The organism is uncultured Psychroserpens sp. (assembly GCF_947494225.1).
Classification (GTDB): Bacteria; Bacteroidota; Bacteroidia; order Flavobacteriales; family Flavobacteriaceae; genus Psychroserpens.
In genome coordinates this window covers 214,779-231,394 of the sequence record NZ_CANLUG010000002.1, presented here as the reverse complement: position 1 = coordinate 231,394, position 16,616 = coordinate 214,779, and the positions used below count along the sequence as shown (strand labels likewise).

Below are 16,616 nucleotides of genomic sequence, written 5' to 3'. Positions count from 1 at the left end.
AACATCTTATAAATTACATTTGAAATGCAAAAAAAAGACTGTTTCTTCCTAGGTAAAATTGTAAAAAAATACAGCTTTAAAGGTGAATTGTTGGTTAAATTAGATACTGACGAACCAGAGCTTTATGAACATTTGGAATCTGTTTTTGTTGATTTACGTAATAATTTGGTTCCGTTTTTCATCGAATCTTCTCAACTTCATAAATCGGAATTATTGAGAGTAAAATTTGAAGATGTAAATACAGAAGAGGATGCTGATGCACTTATTAAAAGCGACCTTTTCTTGCCTCTTGAATTCTTACCAAAGTTAGACGATGACAAGTTTTATTTCCATGAAATCATAGGATTTAAAGTTGAGGATAGCAACTTTGGTTATGTGGGCACTATAAAATCGGTTAATGACTCTACAGCTCAATCTCTTTTTGAAATAGACCGCAATGGTATTGAAATATTGATACCAATGAATGACGAATTCATTACTAAAGTAGATAAAAAGAATAAGACGATTTTCGTCAACACACCAGACGGACTTATTGATTTATATCTTGATGAATAGCCCTTTTCAATTTAAACAGTTCACAGTAAATCAGGATCAATGTGCCATGAAAATTGGTACAGACGGCGTTCTATTGGGAGCCTGGGCTTCCATTAATCACAAGCCTTTTTCTATTTTAGATATAGGAGCAGGAACTGGTGTCTTAGGATTGATGTTGGCTCAGAGAAGTCATGCCGAAGTTATAGAGGCTTTAGAAATTGACAGTAAGGCCTATGAACAATGTGTAGATAACTTTGAACAGTCTCCATGGAATGATCGCCTATTTTGTTTTCATGCGTCGCTCAAAGAATTTGCAGAAGAGATAGAAGATACTTATGACTTAATTATATGTAACCCTCCGTTCTATTCGGAGGACTATAAAACAAAAAGCACACAGCGCGATTTAGCGCGATTTCAGGATGCCATGCCATTTGAGCACTTAATTGAAAGTGTTGCGACTTTACTTTCTAAAACTGGGCAGTTTTCTGTAATCATTCCTTTTTCAGAAGAAGAGCGTTTTAAAACTCTAGCTGCGACTTTCCAATTGTTTCCAAAACGAATCACTCATGTTAGAGGAACCTTGTCATCAGATATCAAACGGAGTTTAATGGAATTTTCATTTGTTAATACCAATGTTGAAATTAGTGAATTGGTTATAGAGACTTCTCGTCATCAATACACAAATGACTATATCAATTTAACCAAGGATTTTTATTTGAAAATGTAGTTTTAAAATTGTCAACTGCAAACGTTTTCGCTATTTTTGTTACCCAAACAAAATCAATAAAACCAAACAAATGAAACCAGATTTATTCGAAGCGCCAGATTATTATAATCTTGACGATTTACTTTCTGAAGAACACAAACTTGTACGTGATGCCGCAAGAGATTGGGTAAAACGTGATGTTTCTCCAATCATTGAAGATGCAGCACAAAAGGCCGAATTCCCTACTTCTATTATTGGAGGTTTAGCTGAAATAGGTGCTTTTGGACCCTATATCCCTGCAGAGTATGGTGGCGCAGGATTAGATCAAATTTCTTATGGTTTAATTATGCAAGAAATAGAACGAGGTGATTCTGGAGTACGTAGTACGGCTTCTGTACAATCGTCTCTCGTTATGTACCCAATTTGGAAATATGGAAACGAAGAACAACGCCAGAAATATTTGCCAAAATTAGCCTCTGGAGAATGGATAGGATCATTTGGTTTAACTGAACCTGATCATGGAAGTAACCCTGGAGGTATGACCACTAATTTCAAAGATATGGGGGATCATTATCTTTTAAATGGTGCTAAAATGTGGATTTCAAACGCTCCATTTTGCCAAGTCGCAGTTGTTTGGGCTAAAAATGAAGAAGGTCGTATTCACGGACTTATCGTAGAGCGTGGTATGGAAGGGTTTTCTACACCAGAAACTCACAATAAATGGTCGCTTCGTGCGAGTGCAACAGGCGAACTCATTTTTGACAATGTGAAAGTTCCAAAAGAGAATTTATTACCCAATAAATCAGGTCTTGGTGCACCATTAGGATGCTTAGATTCTGCACGATATGGTATTGCTTGGGGCGCTATTGGTGCTGCAATGGACTGTTACGACACTGCTTTACGCTATAGTAAAGAACGTATCCAGTTTGGAAAGCCTATTGGGCAATTTCAACTACAACAAAAGAAATTAGCAGAAATGATTACAGAAATTACGAAAGCTCAAATGTTAACTTGGCGTTTAGGTGTATTACGTAATGAAGATCGAGCAACTTCGGCTCAAATTTCTATGGCTAAGCGTAACAATGTTGAGATGGCTATTACCATTGCCCGCGAAGCTAGACAAATGCTTGGTGGTATGGGGATTTCTGGTGAGTATAGTATTATGCGCCACTCTATGAACCTTGAAAGTGTAATCACTTATGAAGGGACTCATGACATCCATTTATTAATTACAGGTTTAGATATTACAGGTTTAAATGCCTTTAAATAGAGCTTAGTCAGGTTGAATCTATAGAATACTAAAAGTCATGATTTTCAAATCATGGCTTTTGTTTTTTATCTTCGGATAGAACTTAAATCATGTTATATAATGAAAAAATTAATTCTGCTAGTCTTGATAACAACTTTTAGCTGTTCTTCTAAACCAACAGATTGTTCTAATTTCAGGACAGGGATTTTTAAATATAAACACAAAGATTATAGTGGACATGTTATAGAAAGAAATGATTCAATACAAATTGAATATAATGATACAGATGATATTAAGATAATTTCAAAGATAGAATGGGCTTCTGATTGTGAATATATATTAACGTATAAAGACATTCTTAATTATCCTCAAAAAGATAACGTTATAGGGAAGAGTTTTAATGTCAAAATCATAGAAACCAAAAATTCATCTTACATCTGTCACGTAAAAAGTAACACTTTAGATTCTGAAGTTGAAATAGTAAAAGTGAAATAATTATTTCTGACATTACTTTAGTATACGTTTAAATACTCCCAAAAAAATCCATGACTTCTAAATCATCTTTTTAAAGTACTTAACCTTTATTCTGAAACGTAATGAATAATCCCTTCCTTTTTTAATGGTCTGGATGTGATATGAGGTTTATGGAATAACAATGACCTAAGCTACTTAAAAGTCCTACACTAGTGCCATAACCAGTACCTACATCAACATCATAAATATGTCTCTTTTTTTTGGGCGTTCCCCTCTTTCGCTTAAGCTACAGAGGGTCAGGTTTTTCGCTGTATCTTTTAACGTCAGATCGAGTGATGTGACCAAAGAGAACATTGTATCGAGACCTGACGTAAAAAGGATGCCGCTGCAACCCTTAACGCGTAGGAACACAACAGACTTACATTCCTTTCAAAACAGGAAATAACCCCTTGATTTTCAGTGAAAAAGCCTTGTAAAAATCACATTAAGATATCGTACTTTGGACACTGTTAATCTTAATTAATCGAACTGGAGTTTATGCTGTTAACATTTAAACTCACGTTTCTAGATATGATTTTTATTATGAAAAGATTTAGACATTTAGGTTATTTCATACTCATGGTATTATCAACTTATTTTCTGAGTTGTAATGGATGTCGTGAAAAGGCTATAAACGAAAGCATCATAGCCAATACAGCTCCTATTGAAGTATTTGTTTTAGATGAGCATGGGCAACCAGAGGACAAAAGCATTCCTGGCAAAACATACAGAGGTGTAACTTATGTTGTGGATCATGTAAATAAAAAAGTTAATGGACCTTATCGCTGTAGTCCGTATCCAAATTCTGTTAGCCCTTATATTTCTAATCCCCAAGAAATAGAAACCCCGTACAATACCATATTGCCTAAGAGAATAGACGTTCAATATCATCTTTTTAATAATTTATATGGTCATAAAGAATCAACTCAAAGAGGGTTAAACATTGTTGCAAGCAATGGCGAACGAGAAGCTAAAGGGTTTAATCCTTATGGAAAAAATAAGACTATGACTTATGTGAATGTGCACTCAGGTTATAGTGATAAAGGAAATTATAATAGTAGAGGTTCGGCTGGCTGTATTACTATTCATCCCAATGATAATAATAAATTTATGAAGAATTTCAATTTTGAAAATGGAACTACAGGATCTTCTGAAGGCGTTATTATAGTCATTAAATCGGATGAATCAACACTAAAAAAGCTAGCAAAAGCCGTAAAAGATTTATACCAATGAAACATCAACTAACGATAACGATACTTCTATGCCATTTGTTTTTTGCTTGTAATACAGATGCAAAACAATCTGAGGCTCAAATAACGATCGATAATATTAGAGAAAAATCTGATAACTTATATGATAAATTTGAAAATAAGAAAATACCGCTTACAGGAGGAAAACTTAATTGCCAACCCTGTGATATTCTATTTTTGAGTAATATAAATTCAACTATAAAACCTATTACTCAACCAGCAAGAAGAAGTTTTAATATTAAAAGAGATACTGATTATATAAAAAATTTGCTTTGTATTTATAAATCGAAGTGTGCCACAAATATTGAGTTTGTACAATACTTTAATGAAACCTTATTCAGAACGATGGAAATAAGACCTCTAATTACAATTCAGCAAATATTGAGATTAGATGATAAGACCAAAGGGTTAATTATTAAGACACTTAAAAACCCTATACAAGAAAATAATAGTATTTACAACATAGAAAAAACCTTATCACAAATACCTCTAAGAGGGCAAGATCAAAAGATAACCTTTGAATTTATGAGACAATTCAAAAATTAGTTCATTACGAGTACCACAAATTACATCATGGTTCTCATTACTATTTATCCTTTAGCACAAGCGTGAACGCTTGCGCTAGCGAGGGAAAATCCACTCCCCTCATGGGTCATTTTTTACAAGCTGTTTGTTGCTTCTATTACAGTGTTTTTAAAGAACGTTTCTCTTTACTAAGAATCTTCAATTTAGATCTTCTATCCTTAAAAAGACTCTCTATGAAGAAAAGCAGTAATTAATAATTACTGCTTTTCGATTATTTAAAATTCTGATTATTATATATCTCCATTCAATTTCATTTATAAATACTCAATGGGCCATGTCTTTTATATTCTCAAAATTCATATCATCATACACTTCACTTGTCGTTCCTATTTTCGTCAATATTAACTCAACTGAATCTTCGATTATCATACTAACAGCTTTCCTAATCGAAGTTTTCTTAAGATTATGTACTATAACCATATCATCTGCCCAAAAAAAATCGTCATTATTTTTAATCATTAACTGATTAATATTTTCTAATGTGAATAATGTTCCGTGAAAAACACTTTCATCTTCAAATATGACATTTATATCAATATTATCATTATTATAATCTTCTATTATATATCCCGAAGGAAAAAAAATTTTAAATCTAATATTAGTTTTTTGCATTTTTTTTAAGTCTATTAATTACCCACGCTGGCGCTAGCGTCTCGCTAGTGCCACAACAACCCTTATAGTAAATATACGCTATTACATTTTAAATACTAAAAAAACAAAAGCCATGACTCATATCATGACTTTTGTATTATTTATCTTTTAGCACAAACGTGGACGCTTGCGCTAGCAAGGGGAGTTACTTATATTTGAATACGAAAGCGCATATAATTTTGTTGATAAAAAGGAGAAAAGAACAAAATATAACTTATATTAGTTGAATTGATGATATGTAAATCTTTCTAATGAAGACAATAAGATTAATTTCTAGTATATTTATTTTATTAGTGATTTCATGTACTCCGAATTCTTCTTTTGAATATTCACTTTCAACGGATAGTTCAGAGCAGCCTGATGATTCTTTTGACCCAAATGCAAGCTATAATATTCTTTTCGTTGGCAATAGTCTTACTTATTATAATAATTTACCTGGATTAGTGAAAGAAGAGGCAGCTACCAGAGGAATTATTATAAACACGCGAATGCTTGCCAGTAGTAATTATGCTATCGTTGATCATTGGGCAGAAGGTGAAGTTCAAACACTTATTAGTTCAGGTATATATGATTTTGTCGTTATTCAACAAGGGCCATCATCGCTAGAGTTTGGTTTCAATATGCTGGTAAATAGTGGTGCTGATTATGCAAATCTATGCCAAGCAAATAATACAAGATTGGCTTATTATATGGTATGGCCAGCATTAGTTTATTATCATACTTTCGATAATGTAATAGCTAACTATACTGCAGCTGCAGAGGCGAACAATGCTATATTATGCCCTGTAGGTAGGCGTTGGAAAGAACATTTTGATCAAACAAACGATTTTTCGTATTATGATCCTGATGGGTTTCATCCTTCCTTTGAAGGAAGTAGATTTGCTGCAGAAGTTATAGTGCAGTCATTAAATCTCCAATAGTTATTATACTAATCCTCAAAATATCCCCCACGCTGGCGCTAGTGTGATAACAAACTCCACCTGTTACGTCGTAAATATGTTTCTTTTTTTGGGCGTTCCCCTCTTTCGCTTAAGCTACAGTGGGTCAGGTTTTACGCTGTATCTTTTTACGTCAGATCGAGTGATGTGACTAAAGGGAACATTGTATCGAGACCTGACGTAAAAAGGATGCCGCTACAACCCTTAACGCGAAGCCACACCTGTCGCCCAATATTATAAAATTAAAAGTACAGAAAATAATCTATATTATATTAATAACAAAAGCCACAACTTACATCATGGCTTTTATATTATTTATCTATTGGACACAAGCGTGGACGCTTGCGCCAGCATGGGACACTGTAAATATCTAAATAAAATTAATTAAAACCATAATTAAAACAATCAAAATTATTGAAATAAGTATTGTCAAAGGCCATTTATTATATATGGCCAGATTTTTATTTCCGTAATAATCATTTAATTTGTTTTCATTTGAAATTAGATACAGGTAAAACATTGAGTATAAACAAAATACTATATCTAAATAACTGATATAACCTACATAGTGAAATGAAACTATTCCTAATTTTATCAATAATAGAATAACAGATGTTATGACAAATACCCTTATCAATAAAACTGCTATTTTCTTTTTTAATAGAAATAATATGACTGATAAAAAAAAGATTAAAAAATAAATGAACTCAATCAAAATTTCAATATTGCTGATAGGGTAACCTAATTCATTAGGTAAATAGCCCTCATATAATTGGTAATTATATAGTTTTAATATTAATTTAATTAATAAGATTCCGATTAAAACAAGAACCATTAATGAATTCAATAATATAATCTTTGAATTACTGCTGTTGTTTTTAGTTGTGTCCATTTATTTGTCTACTTTGTTCCATCGCTTTTTTATATACTGCCGATTCTACATTTTCTAGAATAGGAGATCCATCATATGTTAATCTTAATCTTTTTCCCCGTCTTTTTCTCAATCTATTAGCATTATTCATTGCCCTACTTTCTGCTCTCATTCTAATATATTTGGCTTTTTCACCACCTCTCATTCCCTTTTCCTCAGCAACCTTTTCATCATTTCTCATTTCTGCATATCCTCCTGAACCAAAATAATCAAAGGCATGTGTTAATTCATGTATTAAAACTTCAGAAGATTCGGATTGAACACCATCAATCTCAACCCCTTCTATTTGAGAATATTCAACATAAACACCCCCGGCTGATATTTTAGTTTTCGATGCGAGAACATGGTTATCATCTCCTGATCCCTCACTCCAGGCATTCTGTAACGCTCCAATTAAACTAAAGGCCTCTGTTATTTCTACAGTTAACTCATGACTCTCCAAGAAAGCTATCATCTCACTAAACTTTTCATCTTTTTTAAGAATTTCAATATCTCTATTATATTGTTCTAAAAATTCATCAGATCCAGAAGCTACTATCGTATCTCCCTTAATCTCTCTAAATAAAATAGGGTTATTAGCTGTAAATGCATATGGAGAAACAGGGTGATATTTTTCTGAGAATCTATCAATTTTATTAAATCTACCTAGTGCAGGGTCATAATCACGCCACTGAAATTCATAAGTGTTTTTACCTAAACTTTCTTCAAACTCTTGTCCTTGATACTTAATTTTAGAAGCTTGACTATTACTATTAGCAGAAACTGTGCCATTATACCCTTTATGTTTTAAGCCAAAGGGATAGTAGTTGTTTTCTTCTATGATCTCTAGGTTAGGATTTATAGAACCATTGCCATCACTATCTGCATAGGTAAGTCGTATATTCCCTAAATGGTCTTTATATTGATAGATGTAGTTAAAACTCTTACCCTCTGGTTCTATATAACCCTCTGGGTGTGAGAAGAACTTTAAGTTATCATCCTCGTAGATAAAGCTCCCTCTATATTGTGTATTTGTTACATTTTTTGGTTCTGTAACTACTTTCTTTAATTTTAGACCTGTTGCATCGTAAATAATATATGTTTCTTTTTTTGGGGCGTTCCCATTTTTGAGACCCTCAAAAATCGTCAGGTCTTCCGCTGTATCTTTTTACGTCAGATCGAGTGATGTGACTAAAGGGAACATTGTATCGAGACCTGACGTAAAAAGGATGCCGCTACAACCCTTAACGCGAAGCAACACCTGTCGCTCAATATTACAAAGTTAAAAATACAGAAAATAATCTATAAACTATTAAAAACAAAAGCCATGACTCTCATCATGACTTTTGTATTATTTAGCTTTTAGCACAAGTATGAACGCTCGTGTTAGCATGGACTAGCGACTATCAGTATTTTCTATTAAATTATAAATATCATTTTCTGTGACTTCATTAGACGGAAAAACATGCATGTCCAAAGTTTTAGAATAAAGTGCCATTCCCTTTCCTATTTTAAAATCAAATTCTGAAATTATTAACGGCATATATTCATCTTTAAAAACTCTTAAGAAGAACTTATTATTTTCATTTGACATCACTTTCGAATCGTGGAGAGTATTATATAATTTTAATAATATAACCTTTTCATTTCTATCAAAGTTATAGTTTTTTTTCATTTTTTCGATACTAGATAAAACTTCTTTATCGAGTTGGTTAAAAGAGATTTCTTTGGTGTTTTGATTAATCATTTTTGATTTTACGTTGTTACATGATGCTATTACTATAATAAATAGGAATAATACAATTTTGTTATTTTTCTTCATGCTGTATAATTGTTTTTGCTATTTCAGAAAAATCATCCATAGATGTTGCTAATTGCTGTGCTTCGTCGGACATGCTTCCGGGTGAAACAGAGGTATATGTAACATTTCCATCATCATCCATTTTCAACTCTAACTCCCCAGCAACAGAAGCTTGAAGCTCTTGAAACGCTAGCAATTTTTCACTACCGCTTATAATCACATCATAAGGAGCCATCCCGTCAGGGTCAATAAAATAAATAGGATTATCAAAAGCATAGTTATATGGCGAGTGTCTACGCATCATTTCTGCTAATGGGTCTAAATTCATCCATCTACCAAGAGCTGGGTCGTAGTTACGTGCTGTAATATCTAACCAGCCCAATCCTAATTCATCTTGTTCCTCCTTTCCTCCAAAACCATACGGATGGTCTGTACCATTTATTACGTTATTATACCCTTTATGTTTTAAGCCAAAGGGATAGTAGCCTAAGGTCATTTTTTTGACCTTTTAATAATTTTTACAACCTATTTCTTCCTTCTGTTACAGTATTTTTAAAGAACGTTTTATTTTATTAAGAATCTTCAATAGAGAACTTCTATCCTTATCGTTCCATATCTCTTGATTGATCCTTTCCCTTGTCTCTTAGATTTTCTAAACCCTCAAGTCTACTTCTTTGTTTTACAGAAATCAATTGTTCCCATTCTTTACTTAATGAATAGGTTCTGGATTTTCTTGATTGCTCAACTATTTCCACAAAACCACCTTCTAACCATTTCTTTACTAAGCCATGAGCACTTCTTGTACTCAACCCTAAATGCTCTGCGACATCATTAGTTGTAACTTCCTTGCTCTTTTCAAACAAAGAAAATACTTGTCGTTGTTGTGGCTTAAGTTCCCTTAAGGTTTCTGTTTGATAAGACATTATCTTTTGCTCCTTATTATGATCTTTTAACTCTTGAGCCTTTTCTCTTACACTTCGAAATGAAACTGCCATTCCGCTTAGAAAATAATCTAAAAAGGGTGTTACGTCTGCTTCTGCTCTTCCTCCATAATAGTTATGGCTCTTACCAATGGTTAGTGCTTTATAATATTCATTTTTATTCTTAGCATAGTATTCTTCCAATGAATAGATCCCTTTCATACCATAACCTGTTTTATGTAAAATAAATGTGGTAAGCAATCGAGCCGTTCGTCCATTACCATCATAGTAGGGGTGAATAGTCGCAAATTGATAGTGTGCCAATCCTGCAATGATTGGAGCTGGTAATTCTTGTTGCTGAATTGATTCATTTATCCAATCCGCTAAACCTTTCATTAAGGGAGCAACATCATGAGCTTCGGGTGGCATATACACAATGCCTCCAGATTGAGCATCTTTAATTACATTTTGTCCCTCTCGATATGGCGTTGCTTTCTTTGAGCCTAATAAAACGAAACTGTGAGTTGTTTTTATTAGTTTCTCAGTAAGTTTAGATCCTGATTTCAGCTCTTGTTCTACATATTCCAGTGCTCTAAAATAGTTTCTTACTTCGCGCTCATCACGTTCTCGACCAGGAAAACCTCCTTTTTTACCTTCAGCTACTTTTCTAACTTCTTCTTTGGTAAGTGCATTCCCCTCTATCTGTGTAGAATAATGTGTAGACATAAGACGTGCCGTTTCTCTAAGCGAAGCAATAAGTGGTGCAGTTACAGGTAATATATCTATAGCTTCTTTATGCCTTTCTATCTCCAATAATTGTTTAGTAAGACTTAGAGTAATAGTATAATTTGGATCAAACTTCATATATCTAATATAACATTATTGTATTTAAAGTGCAAATAAATTGTAGTTAAAATGTAATTAAATTGTAGTTAAATTAAGCATATATGTTACACTCCTCTATCCCCAAAAATAAATTCTTAAATGAGCTTCAAGATAAATCTTGTTTCTCGAAAAGCAAATTGTTTTTCGACTTAATCTTTTAATATGAGTTCTGAGTGTTAGATTATGTCTTTCAATTTTATTTGTACAATATTGAAATCGTTTATGTATCGCTTTTGGAATGATACTCGGATAAATATTCAAACGATCTGTATAGATTCGTTTTGGATTGAGTAGTAGTAATTTGTTGATTAATGGTTTTATGTTTTCTGAAGTTTTTCTTCCAACAATAAAATCAATTACCGTTTTGGTTTGTCGCTCTATGGCATAAGTAATCCAAGTGACATTGTCTTTATTGCCTATAAAACTCCAAAGCTCATCAACTTCAAATTTGCAACCTAACTTTTGAAAATATGGAGGTTTAATCTCTTTACTTATTTTGAGTAGTCTTGATAAAACTGTGTCTTTAGAAATTTTCAATATTCTTGAAATTCCTCTAATACTACATCCTTCTTTAAGTAAACTTTTAATAAAGTCATTTGTATCAGATTTATATGCTTGATAATTGTATGATGATTGAAAATAGATTCTACAATCTTTACAGTAAAAGCGTTGTTTATTATTCCGTATTCCTTCTTAATAAAATTCGACAAATTACACTTTGTACAATTCATATTTTTTTAAGCACCAATTTAGGACACGAAGCTTTAACAAACCCAAGAATAAGCACCTCTAAAGAGTTTTTAATACTTCAAAGAACCAAAACAAGCCTCAATTAAGAGGCTTGTTTACTTTATAATTTACTGATTATCAGTATTCAACTTTAGCTGTTTTTCGAAAGAGCCAGTTTAGGACATTACCCTTTCGGGTGTGTAAAATATAATTTCATTGAAAAAATAATATTTTAAATACTTAACAATCAGTATTTTATGTTTTTTTCATTATATTTGTTATCACTCCCTATAAGATATTAATTAATAGATGTTATTAATTGGAATCATGATTCTTTTAAGAAACGTTAAATAGATTTGTGTCTTTATGCACAAAACTATTCGCTAGATATTGAAGAAGATATCCCAAACGGTTTGAATCCATCTTTTATTTAGAATAACGGTTCTAATATGATAAAGGTATTTGCACTAATAAAAGGTCAATTATCCTAATCAAATTGAGAATATAGAATCATTACATTTTGATTTCTATTGAACTAAAAAATGAAGTATAACATTCTTAAAATATTAAAAAATGGGAAAGCAATCAAACTCAAAAAAACCTGTAGAAAAAGGTGAATTTAGATCAGGACCTATAGCAGGAACTGCATTAATCTCGGGTGTTAATTTTGAAAACAAAAGAGTAAAGTATGCCAATGTAGACGGATTGGCTATCTTCGAAGGTGATATTATCCTTGGAACAGTTGAAGAGATAAAAGCTAATGAGAATTCAGATAATCCTGTACTACATTCAATAGGAATAACTGGTCAACAATTTAGATGGCCAAACGGAGTGATTCCTTACGAAATAGAATCTAGTATTCCTAATCAATCGCGTATAACAGATGCAATTGATCATTGGGAAAATAATACTAGAATTTCGTTTGTGTTAAGAAATTCGTCAAATGCTTCGGTCTATCCAAATTATATAAGGTTTCGATCAGGTTCGGGATGCTCATCACACGTTGGTATGCAAGGTGGACGTCAAAACATCACCCTTTCCAGTCGCTGTAGTACTGGTAATGCTATTCATGAAATAGGTCATGCAATAGGTCTATGGCATGAACACAGTCGTGAAGACAGGGATTCTCACGTAAGAATTCAATGGGTTAATATTGATCCAGGAAGAGCGCATAATTTTGATCAACATATAACAGATGGTGATGATCTTGGACCATATGATTTTGGTTCGATTATGCACTACCCAGGAACAGCATTTTCTATTAATGGAGACCCTACTATCGTTCCATTGTCACCTTTGCCGCCTGGAATTGTAATGGGACAAAGAAATGGATTATCGCAAGGAGATATTGATGGTGTACATGCAATGTACCCATTAATTATTGGTCCACCAACTACTACGATTAAAGAAGTACCGAAAGATCCTATTTCAGATCCTGTACATACAATTAAAGAGGTAGGTAAAGATCCTGTTTTTGATCCTACCCCAACATTTAAAGAAGTGGGAAAAGATCCTATTTTTGATCCTGCACCAACATATAAGGAAGTTAGAAAAGATCCTATTTTTGACCCTGGGCCAACAATTAAGGAAGTTGGAAAAGATCCAACCATGGATCCTGGGAAACCGGGTACTAGTGATCCAACATGGGTAGAACATACTAATTTTCCTGGTGGGCATTTTAATCCTCATTTTGCAGGTACTCCATTTGTAATGGCTACACCACATCATTATAATGCTCAAAACAAAACGCATGGCCAACCCTCCGCTAACTCGAAGTATGATGAAATTATCATTTTAATGCAATCCTTGGAAAACAATATTGCACAATCTATGATGTTACAACAAGAAGTAAAGAAAAAGTTTGAATCGTTTCAATCTAATTCATAGAGGCTTATGATTTTAACAGTATCATTTGAAGGTGAAGATCACTCTGTAAGAGTACATGACTATTTCAAAAAACACAACCGCGATTTTTTGTTACTTGATTTAGCAAATTTTCCACTAAATGCTGCACTAGATATTATTTGGAGTGATTTAGAGGAAAGTTACTCCATAAATTTATTCGAAGGCAAATCCTCTTCTCTAACCAATGTTGGTGTTGGATGGTGGAGAAGAGTTAGACCTTTTTCAATTGGAATGAACGACTCTCAATCTTCTTTTCCCGGATTTAGAAACAGTGAGACTTCTCAGGCTGTAAATGGATTACTAAACATCCTCCCCTGTGAATGGGTGAACCCTAGAAAGGAGGATGAAATAGCCCATAATAAGCCTTATCAATGGTCTGTAGCTAGGTCAATAGGCTTAAAATTGCCACGAACACTGGTGACTAATAATCCGCATAGCGCAAAACAATTCATTGAAGAGCTTGGTATAGGAAACGTAGTTTATAAAGCTTTTCTTGCCTCTACACAAGCATGGAGAGAAACAAGATTAGTGAGAAAAGAAGATCTAAATCTTCTTGACCATGTTAAATACGCTCCAGTAATTTTTCAAGAGTATATATCTGGTATTGATCTGCGAATAACTATCGTGGGAGATAAAATTTTTGCTGCATCTATTGATGCATCCAAGACCTCATATCCTGTTGATATGCGCATGGCTATTGGTGAAACATCTATTGAAAAAATACAACTTCCTAAAACTTTAGAAAAAAAACTTCTTAAATTGCAAAACATATTAGGGTTACAATATGGAGCTATTGATATGCGCAAAACAGAAAAAGGAGATTACATTTTTTTCGAAGTTAATCCTGCTGGTCAATGGCTTTTTATAGAAGATAACACTGGATACCCTATTGCCGAAAATGTTGCTCAATTATTAATGGGAAAGGATGATGAATATAGGATTAGGACATAAAATCGTTTCAGGAGCTATTCTGTTGCCACCAAACTGTGGAGACATAACTGCTAAAGAAACAATTATTGAAATTAGAGATACATCATTAATTGATGCGGCTTCAGTTTGTATTAGTATATTTAAAATCGGAAATGTAAAATTATCTCCAAATTCTAAAATACCTTTTAATATTACAATCCCCATGCCTCCTGCAGGTAAAGAATATTCTTTTAGAGTTCAAATTAATGTTAGTGATAATGGTACTTTAACTCAAGGTGATTTAGTTTCATTTCAACGACACTCTGTTTCTCCAAATAATGATAACCTTGAAATTATTATTCCTGTTCAAGTCGTCTAAAAGTATATATCGCGTTTTTCTATTGAGATGATTATCTTATACCTAACATCAATCACCGTTCTTTAAAAAATGAAGATTTTGAAGTCTTACCTAAAGATTATTCTAATATGACTTATAACCATATTCGTCATATTTATATGGACGAGAGTGTGCTTTTACATTTCGAAGACATCAAAGGTGTATTTTTTGTCATGCACGGAGAGATATTAAGCTCAATTTTATCTCATAAAATTCCACTTGAGAGATTTATTCGATATGAACTGGCCTGTCGTGGTCATGATGAAAACCATCTTTGGGTGGGGTTTGAAAAAGCTGAAAAGATTTGGCTTATATAATTGAAAAGCAAAACGCTCATCATTTGATGAGCGTTTTAATTATTTTTTGTCATTCCCAAGAATTCTAAAACCAATTTTTATTAAAAAAAAGCCTATTACTGGGGTTAGTATAAGAAGAACAATAAGCACAACATCCTCACTTAGAGAATTATGCATATTAACACTTCGGTTTCTATATCTCATAGAGCCTCCACCAACAACTAAAAAACACAAGAAACCGATTAAAATTAATACATACCCTATAATTTTTCTTAACATAAGTTATAACTTTCATTAATCTTTTAAAGGGAATTTCTCTTTTATTCTATCCATTATAACATTTCTATTCTGAGCCCAATCAGGATAATCTGTCCAATTTTCTTCATTTTTAAAACAAGGAACAAAAGTTCCATAATCAATTTCAGCGTCTATTTCTATATGTTTCCAAGTGCCCTTAATTTTCTCAGAATATATTATTTTTTTATGGTTTTTTTTATAAAACTTCCAACCTCGTTTTTCGTTCCTAAAATATCTTATAATATTTTGAGATTGAACAATCAATATAAATGTTACAATTATTAATATATAAATCATATCTACTAATTAAATCTTTATCTAGTTGTACCTAACTTTTTGAAAGCTCAATTTCTTTATTTTTTAAAATTTTCTTAATCACTCTTACCACTTGTTTACTATTTAGACCAGGCTTCATTCTGGGGTGATACAAAAGTTTTATGATATCTTTGTCCATTCCAGAGTATTCTATGTTTACATTATCTGATTCCATTTGATGTTGATAAAAAATGCTTTCAGGATATTTTTCAGAATCATTAAGCAATCCAATACTTTGAGTTATCTCTTCTAAAAGAATAGATTCTTGTATATCCATTGATTCATCTGAGTCTACAAAAATTTTTGCGTTTGTAATGATCTTATTCCTCAAGTTATACCTTGCTTCAGAGAGTCCGGCAAAATCTTCGTTAATCCCTGCAATAAAAAATGGGTCTAATACTTCAAGTTTGTCTCTATTAAACAAATAAAGAATTGAATTACTTTTTGACTTCTCTTCTGTAAGTTCAATTTTAAACCCATCAGAAGCTAGCTTATTTATCATGTCAATTACTCTTTCAACAGATTCAGTTTTTAATTTTGAATCCTCACTCTTAAGGATAAATAGTTTCATAGGCTCTCTCCATTTAGTTACCTCTTGAGTCTTATAATCAACCTCTCCATTTAAAGCTATATCTTTAAAATAGTCTATTACGTCATTTTCATATTTAGAAAGATTATAATCGACTCTAGTAGTTTTTAAAAATATAAACACTCCTAATAAACAGAATACTGTAAAGATTATTATTGCTAATCCCATTTTTCTATTAACCATTTTGAAAAGTACTATTTGAGATAAATATAAACAAAAATGCAGTCTCTCTAATAA

The 16,616-nt window shown here is 32.5% G+C and carries 20 protein-coding genes; 11 read left to right on the top strand and 9 right to left on the bottom strand.

Annotation, left to right across the window (positions count from 1 at the left end; translation table 11 throughout):
* Positions 1–24 precede the first annotated feature (24 nt).
* The 6 genes from rimM to Q0893_RS05070 all read left to right on the top strand — a co-directional run bounded on the left by rimM (position 25) and on the right by Q0893_RS05070 (position 4,798).
* Positions 25–555, top strand: a complete 531-nt coding sequence (rimM, locus tag Q0893_RS05095) for a ribosome maturation factor RimM (RefSeq protein ID WP_298900666.1) — start codon at positions 25–27, stop codon at positions 553–555.
* On the top strand, positions 548–1,261 hold the full coding sequence (locus tag Q0893_RS05090) for a methyltransferase (RefSeq protein WP_298900667.1): 714 nt from the start codon (positions 548–550) through the stop codon (positions 1,259–1,261). Before rimM ends, Q0893_RS05090 begins: the two co-directional genes overlap by 8 nt.
* Positions 1,262–1,331: 70 nt before the next feature.
* Positions 1,332–2,510, top strand: coding sequence for an acyl-CoA dehydrogenase family protein (locus tag Q0893_RS05085; protein WP_298900668.1), 1,179 nt, complete (start codon positions 1,332–1,334; stop codon positions 2,508–2,510).
* 123 nt (positions 2,511–2,633) lie between these two features.
* On the top strand, positions 2,634–2,984 hold the full coding sequence (locus Q0893_RS05080) for a hypothetical protein (RefSeq protein ID WP_299272947.1): 351 nt from the start codon (positions 2,634–2,636) through the stop codon (positions 2,982–2,984).
* 561 nt (positions 2,985–3,545) lie between these two features.
* Positions 3,546–4,235 carry a hypothetical protein gene (locus tag Q0893_RS05075; protein WP_298900670.1) on the top strand — a complete coding sequence of 230 codons (690 nt, stop codon included), beginning with the start codon at positions 3,546–3,548 and terminating at the stop codon, positions 4,233–4,235.
* Positions 4,232–4,798 carry a hypothetical protein gene (locus Q0893_RS05070; protein WP_299272944.1) on the top strand — a complete coding sequence of 189 codons (567 nt, stop codon included), beginning with the start codon at positions 4,232–4,234 and terminating at the stop codon, positions 4,796–4,798. The genes Q0893_RS05075 and Q0893_RS05070 overlap by 4 nt, the downstream gene beginning before the upstream one ends.
* Before the next feature lie 303 nt (positions 4,799–5,101).
* Here Q0893_RS05070 and Q0893_RS05065 read toward each other — a convergent pair whose 3' ends face one another.
* A complete protein-coding gene (locus tag Q0893_RS05065; protein ID WP_299272941.1) occupies positions 5,102–5,449 on the bottom strand; it encodes a hypothetical protein in 348 nt (115 codons plus the stop codon).
* Between the two features lie 290 nt (positions 5,450–5,739).
* On the opposite strand from Q0893_RS05065, the gene Q0893_RS05060 reads away from it, so the two are divergent.
* Positions 5,740–6,408, top strand: coding sequence for an SGNH/GDSL hydrolase family protein (locus tag Q0893_RS05060; RefSeq protein ID WP_299272938.1), 669 nt, complete (start codon positions 5,740–5,742; stop codon positions 6,406–6,408).
* A gap of 388 nt (positions 6,409–6,796) precedes the next feature.
* Here Q0893_RS05060 and Q0893_RS05055 read toward each other — a convergent pair whose 3' ends face one another.
* The 6 genes from Q0893_RS05055 to Q0893_RS05030 form a co-directional block, all read right to left on the bottom strand.
* The gene (locus tag Q0893_RS05055; RefSeq protein WP_299272934.1) at positions 6,797–7,318 is read right to left on the bottom strand and encodes a hypothetical protein; all 522 of its coding nucleotides are present in this window, start codon (positions 7,316–7,318) and stop codon (positions 6,797–6,799) included.
* Positions 7,305–8,177 (bottom strand): RHS repeat-associated core domain-containing protein, encoded by an 873-nt coding sequence (locus tag Q0893_RS05050; RefSeq protein WP_367180644.1) that lies wholly within the window; start codon positions 8,175–8,177, stop codon positions 7,305–7,307. Before Q0893_RS05050 ends, Q0893_RS05055 begins: the two co-directional genes overlap by 14 nt.
* A gap of 555 nt (positions 8,178–8,732) precedes the next feature.
* Positions 8,733–9,158, bottom strand: coding sequence for a hypothetical protein (locus tag Q0893_RS05045; protein ID WP_299272932.1), 426 nt, complete (start codon positions 9,156–9,158; stop codon positions 8,733–8,735).
* Positions 9,145–9,633, bottom strand: coding sequence for an RHS repeat-associated core domain-containing protein (locus tag Q0893_RS05040; RefSeq protein ID WP_299272929.1), 489 nt, complete (start codon positions 9,631–9,633; stop codon positions 9,145–9,147). The genes Q0893_RS05045 and Q0893_RS05040 overlap by 14 nt, the downstream gene beginning before the upstream one ends.
* 106 nt (positions 9,634–9,739) lie before the next feature.
* Positions 9,740–10,921, bottom strand: a complete 1,182-nt coding sequence (locus Q0893_RS05035; RefSeq protein WP_299272925.1) for a Fic family protein — start codon at positions 10,919–10,921, stop codon at positions 9,740–9,742.
* A 96-nt stretch (positions 10,922–11,017) separates the two neighbouring features.
* A complete protein-coding gene (locus Q0893_RS05030) occupies positions 11,018–11,629 on the bottom strand; it encodes an IS1 family transposase (protein WP_299274109.1) in 612 nt (203 codons plus the stop codon).
* Positions 11,630–12,244: 615 nt separating this feature from the next.
* On the opposite strand from Q0893_RS05030, the gene legP reads away from it, so the two are divergent.
* From legP to Q0893_RS05010, 4 genes are all read left to right on the top strand, one after another.
* Positions 12,245–13,558, top strand: coding sequence for a Dot/Icm T4SS effector Zinc-dependent metalloprotease LegP (legP, locus tag Q0893_RS05025; RefSeq protein WP_299272922.1), 1,314 nt, complete (start codon positions 12,245–12,247; stop codon positions 13,556–13,558).
* Positions 13,559–13,564: 6 nt separating this feature from the next.
* Positions 13,565–14,527: a hypothetical protein gene (locus Q0893_RS05020; RefSeq protein WP_299272919.1), complete on the top strand. Its 963-nt coding sequence runs from the start codon at positions 13,565–13,567 to the stop codon at positions 14,525–14,527.
* Positions 14,502–14,864 carry a hypothetical protein gene (locus Q0893_RS05015; RefSeq protein WP_299272916.1) on the top strand — a complete coding sequence of 121 codons (363 nt, stop codon included), beginning with the start codon at positions 14,502–14,504 and terminating at the stop codon, positions 14,862–14,864. The genes Q0893_RS05020 and Q0893_RS05015 overlap by 26 nt, the downstream gene beginning before the upstream one ends.
* A gap of 107 nt (positions 14,865–14,971) precedes the next feature.
* The gene (locus tag Q0893_RS05010) at positions 14,972–15,199 is read left to right on the top strand and encodes a hypothetical protein (RefSeq protein WP_299272913.1); all 228 of its coding nucleotides are present in this window, start codon (positions 14,972–14,974) and stop codon (positions 15,197–15,199) included.
* 273 nt (positions 15,200–15,472) lie between these two features.
* On the opposite strand, the gene Q0893_RS05005 is transcribed toward Q0893_RS05010, so the two are convergent.
* Positions 15,473–15,772, bottom strand: coding sequence for a hypothetical protein (locus Q0893_RS05005; protein ID WP_299272910.1), 300 nt, complete (start codon positions 15,770–15,772; stop codon positions 15,473–15,475).
* A gap of 31 nt (positions 15,773–15,803) precedes the next feature.
* Complete coding sequence (locus Q0893_RS05000) at positions 15,804–16,547, bottom strand: DUF2927 domain-containing protein (protein WP_299272907.1); 744 nt, start codon at positions 16,545–16,547, stop codon at positions 15,804–15,806.
* Positions 16,548–16,616: the final 69 nt, after the last annotated feature.

Bases quoted from the DNA above. Each gene is read 5' to 3' on its own strand.
- rimM (WP_298900666.1), top strand. From the start codon at position 25: ATGCAAAAAAAAGACTGTTTCTTCCTAGGTAAAATTGTAAAAAAATAC.
- Q0893_RS05090 (WP_298900667.1), top strand. From the start codon at position 548: ATGAATAGCCCTTTTCAATTTAAACAGTTCACAGTAAATCAGGATCAA.
- Q0893_RS05085 (WP_298900668.1), top strand. From the start codon at position 1,332: ATGAAACCAGATTTATTCGAAGCGCCAGATTATTATAATCTTGACGAT.
- Q0893_RS05075 (WP_298900670.1), top strand. From the start codon at position 3,546: ATGAAAAGATTTAGACATTTAGGTTATTTCATACTCATGGTATTATCA.
- Q0893_RS05070 (WP_299272944.1), top strand. From the start codon at position 4,232: ATGAAACATCAACTAACGATAACGATACTTCTATGCCATTTGTTTTTT.
- Q0893_RS05065 (WP_299272941.1), bottom strand. From the start codon at position 5,449: ATGCAAAAAACTAATATTAGATTTAAAATTTTTTTTCCTTCGGGATAT.
- Q0893_RS05060 (WP_299272938.1), top strand. From the start codon at position 5,740: ATGAAGACAATAAGATTAATTTCTAGTATATTTATTTTATTAGTGATT.
- Q0893_RS05055 (WP_299272934.1), bottom strand. From the start codon at position 7,318: ATGGACACAACTAAAAACAACAGCAGTAATTCAAAGATTATATTATTG.
- Q0893_RS05045 (WP_299272932.1), bottom strand. From the start codon at position 9,158: ATGAAGAAAAATAACAAAATTGTATTATTCCTATTTATTATAGTAATA.
- Q0893_RS05040 (WP_299272929.1), bottom strand. From the start codon at position 9,633: ATGACCTTAGGCTACTATCCCTTTGGCTTAAAACATAAAGGGTATAAT.
- Q0893_RS05035 (WP_299272925.1), bottom strand. From the start codon at position 10,921: ATGAAGTTTGATCCAAATTATACTATTACTCTAAGTCTTACTAAACAA.
- legP (WP_299272922.1), top strand. From the start codon at position 12,245: ATGGGAAAGCAATCAAACTCAAAAAAACCTGTAGAAAAAGGTGAATTT.
- Q0893_RS05020 (WP_299272919.1), top strand. From the start codon at position 13,565: ATGATTTTAACAGTATCATTTGAAGGTGAAGATCACTCTGTAAGAGTA.
- Q0893_RS05015 (WP_299272916.1), top strand. From the start codon at position 14,502: ATGATGAATATAGGATTAGGACATAAAATCGTTTCAGGAGCTATTCTG.
- Q0893_RS05010 (WP_299272913.1), top strand. From the start codon at position 14,972: ATGACTTATAACCATATTCGTCATATTTATATGGACGAGAGTGTGCTT.
- Q0893_RS05005 (WP_299272910.1), bottom strand. From the start codon at position 15,772: ATGATTTATATATTAATAATTGTAACATTTATATTGATTGTTCAATCT.
- Q0893_RS05000 (WP_299272907.1), bottom strand. From the start codon at position 16,547: ATGGGATTAGCAATAATAATCTTTACAGTATTCTGTTTATTAGGAGTG.